General features: G+C 70.7%; 1 protein-coding gene. It reads left to right on the top strand.

What is annotated here, in order from left to right:
* Positions 1–314 precede the first annotated feature (314 nt).
* A partial coding sequence (locus LPA54_RS34445; protein ID WP_228984577.1) for a TetR/AcrR family transcriptional regulator occupies positions 315–675 on the top strand: 361 nt, incomplete at its 3' end.

Genomic DNA, 675 nt, shown 5'->3' on the forward strand with positions numbered 1-675 from the left:
TACCGCGCCCGCGCGACCGACCCCGAGCGCTGGCTCGGCGGCATGAACCGCGTCCAGCGGCAGTGGGAGACCACCCGCTGACGAACGCGCCGGCACCCGCCCGACCCACCGGGCGGGCTCCGGCGCGGACCCGCCCACACCCCCGCCGCACCGGGGGAGGAACCGGGCGGGGAGGCAGTGCCTGACGCGGCGGTTCCGTGAAGTGGGAAGATCTCCCGGCGGGGACGGCGTTCCCTGGACGCACGACGACCGACAGCAACACGGAAAGGCGGGTGGCGGCAGTGCCCAGAACGACGGACGGTGACGGGACCCCCGTGCCGCAGCGGCTGCTGGCCGCCGCCACCCGGCTCTTCGCCGAGCAGGGCTACGAGAAGACCTCGCTGCGCGAGATCGCCGAGCGGCTGGACGTCACCAAGGCGGCGCTCTACTACCACTTCAAGACCAAGGAAGAGATCCTCGTCTCCATCTTCGAGGACCTCTCCCGGCCGATCGAGGACCTGATCGAGTGGGGACGCCGGCAGCCGCACTCGCTGGAGACCAAGCAGGAGATCATCCGCCGCTACAGCGCGGCGCTGATGGAGGCCGCCCCGCTCTTCCGCTTCATGCAGGAGAACCAGGCGACGATCCGCGAGCTGCGCATCGGTGACATGTTCAAGACGAAGATGCTCGGGCTGC

Source organism: Streptomyces sp. DH12, assembly GCF_020873895.1.
Lineage (GTDB): Bacteria > Actinomycetota > Actinomycetes > Streptomycetales > Streptomycetaceae > Streptomyces.